The 8,745-nt window shown below is 46.3% G+C and carries 6 protein-coding genes; 3 read left to right on the top strand and 3 right to left on the bottom strand.

Annotated features, from left to right (window positions below; genetic code table 11):
- Positions 1 to 46 precede the first annotated feature (46 nt).
- From ttrA to ttrB, 3 genes are read right to left on the bottom strand one after another with little or no spacing between them, the layout of a single operon-like run.
- On the bottom strand, positions 47 to 3,136 hold the full coding sequence (gene ttrA, locus GKR61_RS17525) for a tetrathionate reductase subunit TtrA (protein WP_154610108.1): 3,090 nt from the start codon (positions 3,134 to 3,136) through the stop codon (positions 47 to 49).
- Positions 3,129 to 4,157 (bottom strand): tetrathionate reductase subunit TtrC, encoded by a 1,029-nt coding sequence (gene ttrC, locus GKR61_RS17530; RefSeq protein WP_195848060.1) that lies wholly within the window; start codon positions 4,155 to 4,157, stop codon positions 3,129 to 3,131. The genes ttrA and ttrC overlap by 8 nt, the downstream gene beginning before the upstream one ends.
- Positions 4,157 to 4,894 (bottom strand): tetrathionate reductase subunit TtrB, encoded by a 738-nt coding sequence (ttrB, locus tag GKR61_RS17535; protein WP_108479563.1) that lies wholly within the window; start codon positions 4,892 to 4,894, stop codon positions 4,157 to 4,159. The genes ttrC and ttrB overlap by 1 nt, the downstream gene beginning before the upstream one ends.
- 261 nt (positions 4,895 to 5,155) lie before the next feature.
- On the opposite strand from ttrB, the gene ttrS reads away from it, so the two are divergent.
- The 3 genes from ttrS (at position 5,156) to GKR61_RS17550 (ending at position 8,644) form a co-directional block, all read left to right on the top strand.
- On the top strand, positions 5,156 to 6,901 hold the full coding sequence (gene ttrS / locus GKR61_RS17540) for a tetrathionate respiration histidine kinase TtrS (RefSeq protein ID WP_036951556.1): 1,746 nt from the start codon (positions 5,156 to 5,158) through the stop codon (positions 6,899 to 6,901).
- Positions 6,902 to 7,032: 131 nt separating this feature from the next.
- Positions 7,033 to 7,629: a tetrathionate respiration response regulator TtrR gene (gene ttrR, locus GKR61_RS17545; RefSeq protein ID WP_036951558.1), complete on the top strand. Its 597-nt coding sequence runs from the start codon at positions 7,033 to 7,035 to the stop codon at positions 7,627 to 7,629.
- A gap of 67 nt (positions 7,630 to 7,696) precedes the next feature.
- Positions 7,697 to 8,644 (top strand): Kdo(2)-lipid IV(A) acyltransferase, encoded by a 948-nt coding sequence (locus GKR61_RS17550; RefSeq protein WP_154639926.1) that lies wholly within the window; start codon positions 7,697 to 7,699, stop codon positions 8,642 to 8,644.
- Positions 8,645 to 8,745 lie beyond the last annotated feature (101 nt).

Raw genomic sequence — 8,745 nt, forward strand, 5'->3', positions numbered from 1 at the left:
CTACTTACACTTTACTAACTTACAACCTACTGGATGGACTTCTGTCTTAACCAATTAACTCGATACGAGCTGGCAAACCTTGTCTCACGGAGGCGCCAGATACCCAATCAAGCCATGTATTTGCCACTTCACGAGTCGGGTCTGCGAACCCTAAATCATTCAAGTTAATACCTGAACCATTTGCCGCATTCATCGGCATGGCTTCACCGTCTAAATAGTGTTGTTTTGCACCCATTTCGGTGTGGCCATAACCATGTTCAACGGCGAGAACTCCCGGCATAACCCCATCGAGCACACTAATTTGAGCCTCAGCATGGCCACCCGGTGTAGTGATCTTGATCCAATCCCCATGTTTAACGCCCATTTTCGCTGCATCATCAGGGTGAATAGCTACCAAGTTAGTCGGTTTCACATGACGCAGACGCTCAATCATGGTTGTGGAACTGCTCATCACATGAGATTTAAATGACATCATTTTCAATGGCCACTCTTTCTCTGGGAATACCGCATTCACATCTTCACCGTTTGCCATACGCGGTGGATAGTAGGTCGGGCAACCACTAAAACGCTCACCGGTGATCGCATGACGGTTAATCGCCACCGTAGGGTTCCAAATTTGTAACCCTTTTTTCCACTGTGGCCCCGTCCCTTCGCCATCCCATGCTTTCTCATAAGGTGCGAATCGACCACCGCGCGTAAAAATATACGCAACACGGCGAACTTCTTCAGGTTTCAATGTGCGAGTAATTTGCGGCATGATACGTTCGACACCACTGATCGTAATGTCTTCTGTTGCCGCCTCCGGTACCGGTTTTTCACCTAACCAAGCCATATTAGCCGCCACACGCAGATAGTAATCTTCCGCGGTATTTAACGGATACATATTGCCATCCATATCTGCAATCACATTGTCACCAAAACCCGGTAAATTTAGTTCTTTAGCAACTGCGATACAGAATGACTCCATAGAAACAGGCTGGCCGTCCGCTGTTTTCGCCGTGCGGGACTCAACAATCGGCCAACGCGCAGTACTCGCTTTCACCTGAACACCTGACCATGGTGCACTGAAACCCCAGCTCTCGAAGTTATGGGTATCTGGCACAATGTAATCCGCTAACGCGGTCGTCTCATTCATGAAAGCATCAATACCAATAATCAGCGGTAGATGTTTGGGATCTTTCAGCTTCTCTTCCATCACCTGACGAATACCCGCAATACCATAAACTGGGTTCGTCATATTGGTGATCCACGCCTTCAGAGAATAAGGATATCCCATCAATGCTGAAGCCAACTGTTCAGTTAACTGACCTTTCGCAAACGGATACCAAGGTGCTTTCGCTGGGTACGGTTTTTCACCTGCCGCCACCCTTGCTTTAAATTCATCCGACTTTTCATACACTTCATTACTGCGAGATAGCACCACACCCTTCGGTTTCACCTTGCCTTTGTAGCCTGCGATATTGTAGCGAGGACCATCATTTTCCCCGTTAAATTTACCGCCACCGACAGAAACACCACCTTTTAAGTTTAAGTTACCAATCAACGCATTAAGCATAATCACAGACCATGCTGTATAAAAACCATTGCCACTCATCATGCCGCCGTGAGATATCACCGCCGCTTTTCTGTCATAAGAGGTTAATGCTTTTCCTAATGATTCAATGGTTTTTACAGGGACTTGGCAACGCTGACTGTATTCTTCCAGCGTCATGCGATCGGCGGCTTCTTTTAAGCATTGGAAGCTTGATTTCACCGTCACTTCACTACCGTCATGAAGCGTGACTTGGCGAGTCACAAACAGCTCTGCATTTGTCACATCGTCCGCCAGTTTCAGTTCGCCGCTTGCATCCTGAACCAAATAGGCTTTTTTCTCATCCTCACCCTCTTCAGCCGCTACACCAGTTAGGTGAGATTGCTGTAACAAATTACCCGCCAGAGGATGAGAATCATCGGTGATGACTAGATGCGTCGAGTTTGTCCAGCTTTTCTCGCCAGCCGCTTCCATGGATTTTTCACTTGGCACACTCAGATAAGCGGCGTTATAGCGGTTATTCTCGATAATCCAGCGGATCATCCCCATCACCAACGCCGCATCGGTACCCGGTTGAACAGGCACCCAGTGACCATGGTCATTGGCTAGTGTGGTGGTCAATGGTAGAGCCGGAGATACCACCACATAGTTAAACGAATCACGTAAACGAGCACTCGCTAGCTGGCGACCTTGACGTTTAAATGGGTTACCTGATTGCGCTGGAGATGTTCCAATAAACAGCGCGAAACGGGTATTATCCCAGTCTGGTTTGACGTGGGCGTTTTTATCCAAGTCATCCATCAACGCACCAGAGCCTGCACGATACGCTAAACCGCAGTAAGCTCCGTGAGCACCAAAGTTTTTGCTACCAAAAGCGTTTTGTGCAAAGCGACGAATAAAGCCATCACGGCCATCATCCCCGGCGTTAGTCACCAGTAACTGGTTGGCTTTGGGTCCTAATTTCGGTTGAGCCGGATCCAGCGGCGTTTCTAAATCACGGATAGCACGCAGACCATCCACATGACCTTCACCAAATAAATCCCCACCTTCAACCACTTCTTTGATTAACTGCTCAAAACTAATACGTTCCCACTTCCCTTCACCTCGTTTACCAACACGCTTCATCGGTTCGAGAATACGTAATGGACTGGTTAACCCTTCCATTAGCGTTGCACCACGAGCACATGCGGTTGAACGATGCTCTAATCCACTTTCGCCGCCCATTTTGGCGAATGCAGTGGATAATGGCATTCCATATGGAAAGTGTTTCTCATGGGATAGAGGGTGGTATGGGTTCCCCGCAATTCGCAAAACTTCATTCTTCGCACTGTCCACACGGGCTCGAATACCGCATTGCGTCCAGCAACCGAAGCATTGTGTCATTGAAACCACTTGCGCAGGGTTCTCTTTCCAACCACCAATCGCCGTTCCTTCAGGAATAAGCGAGTTACCATTGATGCGATCCAGTGTCACTTTGCCAGAAGTGCCATCCACTAAACCATCTACAGCACGTTTGGCAACTTCACGATAGCTCGCCCCAAAAAGAGCAAGACCACCGACAACTAAACCACCTTTAAGCCATTGACGTCTTGAGAATTTAGCCATGTTGCACTCTCCCCGCAAACCAGCGAACACCTTCGCGAACAATAATTGTTAATGCAATCCACAATCCAAATGTACCGACAATCGCCAGTAGTCCATCATTACCTAATGGGAAATGGTATGGATTGGTGATGATGTTGTATTTTGGTACCGCTTGAATCTCCATCAGGAAAATCCAACGTAATACCCACGCTAACGCCATAGACACTAACGCTAAAACCGTAATGTAAGGAACGGAGCGAACTGCTTTCACATTACTCAGCGCCATCACAAACGTGATTACCCACAGCGCGCATACGCCCATTAACATCCACCAACCTGGGCTTGTGACATCTAACTGTTGACGAACTGCAATTCCAGATGTGGTATCACCAGAGATCCACAGTGCAAAACAAACAGCAAACAGGAGTAACGTAATCACTTGAAAACGCGCTAAACGATTTTGATATTGCGGTTCACGACGAGCACCTAAGCTAATCAAAGCGGGCAGCACTTGCATCGCACTTAAGAACATCAGTACTGGCATCCACCAGCTAAACCAAATTGGGCGAGCCACTAATACAGAAGCTTCACGACCGGTATATAGCAGTAAACCAATAGATGATAACGCACTCAGTAACGCTACCCAGCGGGTCGCTTTATACTCTTTCTTCCAAATCAATTTGACCAGCAGCGCAACAAAGTACAACCCAACAAACGTGGTAAACAGCGGTAGCAACACCGAACCCCACCACATCCAAGACCACATTGTTGGATGTGCATAGAAGTGCCATACACGGGCGGTTTGGTGCAGGTCAGCCGTTAATGCTAACGGCGCCGTGATCCCCATCGTGATAGCAATAAACACGGCAATCATTTCTAATCGACCGTTTCCACTGCGATTTTGCCAATGAAGATAGCAGGCATACAGCACCGCACAGGCAGCAATCCCAATAAAGAAAAAGTATTGCACCGCCCAAGGAAGCCAGAAAAACTCTTGTGGCTGTGCCATGATTTCGGAAATATAAGTCACTTGTTCGCTCATCAGAACACCTCCTGCCATAATGCCGGTTGCCCTTTACCTTGCAACGGTTCTACAAACGCATCATCCAGCCCTAAATAAAACACCTGCGGCAACGTACCACTTTCCGGTTTCAAAACTTTGATTTGCGCTTCGTGCTCAGAAAGCATCTTACGAATAGTGCTATTCGGGTCTTTTAAGTCACCGATAATGCGCGCGCCACCCACGCAAGATTCGACACAGGCTGGCAATAAACCAACTTCTAAGCGATGCGCGCAGAACGTGCATTTATCTGCAGTTTGTGTTGAATGGTTAATAAAACGCGCATCGTACGGACAAGCCTGCACACAATACGCGCAGCCTACACAACGCTCATTATCAATCACCACAATGCCGTCTTCACGTTGGAACGTTGCTTGCACTGGGCAAACAGGCACGCAAGGTGGATTATCACAATGGTTACACAGGCGAGGCAGTAGAACGTTAGTGAACCCTTCTTCCCCTTTTAGGGAGACCTGATATTGGTTAACCGTCGTTCTAAATTGACCTTGAGGTGTTTGGTTTTCGACAGAACAGCTGACAGTACATGATTGACATCCTACGCAACGGCGTAAGTCAATCAACATGCCATAGCGTTTCTCAGGGTTGCCTTCACGGCGAGTTGGGGAAAAACTTAACCCCGCCTCGGCGATTGGGATCAGCGATGCCCCGGCAGTGACGGCCCCAATCTGTTGTAGGAATTTTCGTTTACTCAGATCCATAATCGGCTCCAGTATTGACATTGCTAATGCGAAAATAAAAGTTAATAATCAATCTATTATTGGTTTATCTTACGTATTGGTAACACCGTGTTACCGATGTCTGATAACCACTAAATTCTTATTTCTCTTTAAAATCGGTGTGTTATCTTTGTGCTACTCTAATAATTCTGAGTTCATAGTAAGAAGAAAAGCCTTGCGCCCCTATTGTGGTTTTCCACATACCCGAAGGGATCTTGATCTAACGCAACGAATAAACCTCAAATGTTAAAAAAAACGTCTATGCCGTTGTATCACATACTTTTAATGACCCTGCTGTTATGGTGCATTCCGGCGGGTGCGGCGCAATGGACAATCGGTGTTCTCGCCCTGCGAGGACCGAGTTTCACTCAGTTGCACTGGCAACCTTTAGTCGACACCCTCAATGAGTCCATCCCGGGTGAACGCTTTACCCTGCAACCCCTGAATCTTGAAGAGATGAAAGAAGCGATTTCGAATCGCAAAATTGACTTTTTACTCACTAACCCTGCTCAATTTATCCAACTCGATAACCGCTATCATTTACGCTGGCTGCTCTCTTTACGCTCGGATGTGGAGCCAAACAGTACGACGCGCAACGTGATTGGTAGCCTTATTTTGGTCCGTGGAGATAGCGACATTCACAGCGCGGATCAGCTCATTGGCAAAAAAGTCGGCGCAATATCTCCCGATGCATTTGGGGGATATCTATTAGGTTATAAAGTGTTAAGGGATTTAGGGTATGACACTGAAAAAGACTTTCGGATGCAGTTTTTGGGCTTTCCCGCGGATGCGCTGTTATACGCTTTACGGGATAAATCCCTCTCTGCGGCAATTGTCCCCGTCTGTTTATTAGAAAATATGGACAGTGAAGGACTGATTGATAAACACCTATTCCGTCCGCTTGTTCAAAAAGAGAGCGCGTTACCTTGCCTAACGAGCACCGAACTTTACCCCAATTGGTCATTCGCCGCGTTAAGCGAAGTTCCTGACAATTTAGTGGATAAAGTCACCAAAGTTTTGCTATCTGGCGATACGCCTAATATGCGCTGGGGAGCTCCAGCATCCATCACACAAGTAGAAAACTTACTGCGCGACGTTAACCAACACCCACAGCAACGGGAAATTTGGCAAGATATTGTCAGTTGGACAATTCAACACCAAATTACCATCGGCATTATCGCCTTAATATTCTTATTGTTGGGTATTAACCACGTCTGGATAGCCTTCTTGGTTCGCCGTCGTAGCCAACAGCTAGAAGTCGCACATAACCGCCTACGTCAGCAAGAAGCTAATCTACAAAAAGCTCAACGACTCAATATATTAGGTGAAATGGCTTCTGGGTTTGCCCATGAATTGAATCAACCATTATCCGCAATTCGAAATTATGCCCAAGGCTCTATTTTGCGATTGAAGAAAGAGTCGGAAAACCACCCTCTTCTTGGTGCGATCAGTAAAATTGATGAACAGGCTCAACGGGGTGCTGACATTATTCAAAACCTGCGTTTATGGGCAGGAAAACCGGGACAAGAATCCTGTCTGACACTACGCCAGCAATCCGTCAAACAGACCATTAATCATATCTGGCAACTGTTGCAAGTTGAGCAACATTTCCCAACCGTTAGGTTGCAATTACCCGAAACTCCCGATGTCCAGCTCTTGCTACCAGATACCTTACTCGACCAGCTGCTCTCAAATTTAATCAGTAATAGCCTACAAGCGGGCGCCACCACATTAACCTTTGGCTTTCACTTTGCCGATGGACGTTTTTTACTTGTATTACAAGATGATGCCGGTGGAATGCCTGACGAGCAGCTTAATCAAGGGATCATGCCATTTGCCACCACTAAACAGGAAGGGCTGGGACTCGGATTGGTGATTTGCCAGCGATTAATTCAAAGCCAAGGTGGGGATATTCGCATTGAAAATCAACATAATGATGAAGGTAAGAATGGGCTGCGTGTGACGCTAATTTTTAATTACTCGAGATAATCAGAATATAGCGCATGTTTTGCCACACAAAAGATAACATTCCCAATAACTATATGTGACAATGTTATGGATACCATTTATATAAGCAAGATACTTATACAAACAAGAAATAAGCCACGAGGTATGAATTAATGCCAGTCATTCACCTTGTCGACGATGACACCGATGTCACTGATTCCTGTCAATTTTTACTCGAAACGCTCGGCTATAACGTTACCGTATGGAACGACAGTGAGCAGTTCATCCAGCAAGCCCCTCTGCATGAGGAAGGTATTGTATTGCTCGATATGCGTATGCCAAAATTTGACGGGCGCCAAGTACATCAATACCTGAAAGAGCAGCAAAGCACCCTCGCGGTGATTTTCCTTTCTGGTCATGGGGATATCCCGATGGCGGTTGAACAGGTGAAATTAGGCGCTATCGATTTTTTACAAAAACCCATTGATAGTCAGCAGCTTGCCGAAACCCTTGAGCAAGCTCGCTTACAAACTATAAAAGCCACTGAACGCACATTGATTAAACAGCGTTATGAAACCTTAACGCCGAAAGAAAAAGACGTTTGCACCTATGTGCTTCAAGGGCTAATTAACCGTGAAATTGCAGAAGTCGCTTGCGTATCTGTGCGAACCGTTGAAGTACATCGCTCACGAGTGATGGAAAAAATGGCAGTGAGAAACCTTGCCGAACTAATGAGCACCATGCAAACAGCACAACTTTTTGCGGGTTAATTTGATATCATTCAGATTAACAAGCTATTTTTAATTGAAATCCACTTAAGTAGAAACCGAAAAAACAATGATCCCAGCACCAAAGTTTGAAAAAAGTTTATTACATCCTCGCTACTGGCTAGTTTGGTTTGGCATTAGTGTGCTCTACCTGCTCGTCCTGCTTCCTTATCCCGTCATTTATTGGATAGGTACCCGTTTGGGGCGTTTCTCCAAGCGCTTCTTAAAAAAACGTGTCCAAATTGCCGATCGTAATCTGCAATTGTGTTTTCCTGAGATGGGCCAAGAAGAGCGCCAAAAAATGGTGGATAAAAACTTTGAAGCCGTCGGTATGGGTGTTTTCGAAACGGGAATGGCGTGGTTCTGGCCTGATTGGCGAGTGCGCCGCTGGCTTAAAGTTGAAGGTCGTGAAAATATGCTCGCCGCTCAAGAAACCGGCCGTGGCATTATTGTGTTAGGCGTCCATTTCTTAACGTTGGAAATCGGCGGTCGTGCATTTGGTATGTTGAATCCCGGCATTGGTGTTTATCGCGCTAACGATAATAAACTGATGGACTGGCTACAAACTCGTGGACGTTTGAAATCCAATAAATACATGCTCGACCGTAAAGACGTTAAAGGCATGATCCGCGTATTAAAAGAAGGGGAAATTTTATGGTATGCCCCTGACCATGATTACGGTCCTAGAAACAGTTCATTCGCGCCATTATTTGCGGTAGAAAAAGCGGCAACCACCAATGGCTCACAAATCTTATTATCTCTTGGCAATCCACTCGTTGTACCATTTTCAGCTATCCGCTTACCCGATGGTAAGGGTTATAAATTGCTGATCCAGCCGGCCGTAGATAATTTCCCTGTAGACGATAATGTCGCCACCGCAACGATGATGAATCAGGTCATTGAGAAAGAAATTTTACGAGCGCCAGAGCAATATATGTGGATGCACCGCCGTTTTAAAACGCGTCCAAAGGGAGAACCTTCCCTGTACGGCGATTTAGATAAAATCCACCACCGCTAGGCTGCCTATTCCCGAAATTTTTCGCATTGAAGCAGGCAGTTATCCCAAAATAGTTCGTGTTGCAGCTAGGCGGCAAATGAGTGGATCCCCAGGAGCATACA

The organism is Providencia sp. wls1916, assembly GCF_009706585.1.
Taxonomy (GTDB): Bacteria; Pseudomonadota; Gammaproteobacteria; order Enterobacterales; family Enterobacteriaceae; genus Providencia; species Providencia lanzhouensis.

Coding starts and splice junctions, on each gene's coding strand:
- ttrR (WP_036951558.1), top strand. CDS start 7,033: ATGCCAGTCATTCACCTTGTCGACGATGACACCGATGTCACTGATTCC.
- ttrC (WP_195848060.1), bottom strand. CDS start 4,157: ATGAGCGAACAAGTGACTTATATTTCCGAAATCATGGCACAGCCACAA.
- ttrS (WP_036951556.1), top strand. CDS start 5,156: ATGTTAAAAAAAACGTCTATGCCGTTGTATCACATACTTTTAATGACC.
- GKR61_RS17550 (WP_154639926.1), top strand. CDS start 7,697: ATGATCCCAGCACCAAAGTTTGAAAAAAGTTTATTACATCCTCGCTAC.
- ttrB (WP_108479563.1), bottom strand. CDS start 4,894: ATGGATCTGAGTAAACGAAAATTCCTACAACAGATTGGGGCCGTCACT.
- ttrA (WP_154610108.1), bottom strand. CDS start 3,136: ATGGCTAAATTCTCAAGACGTCAATGGCTTAAAGGTGGTTTAGTTGTC.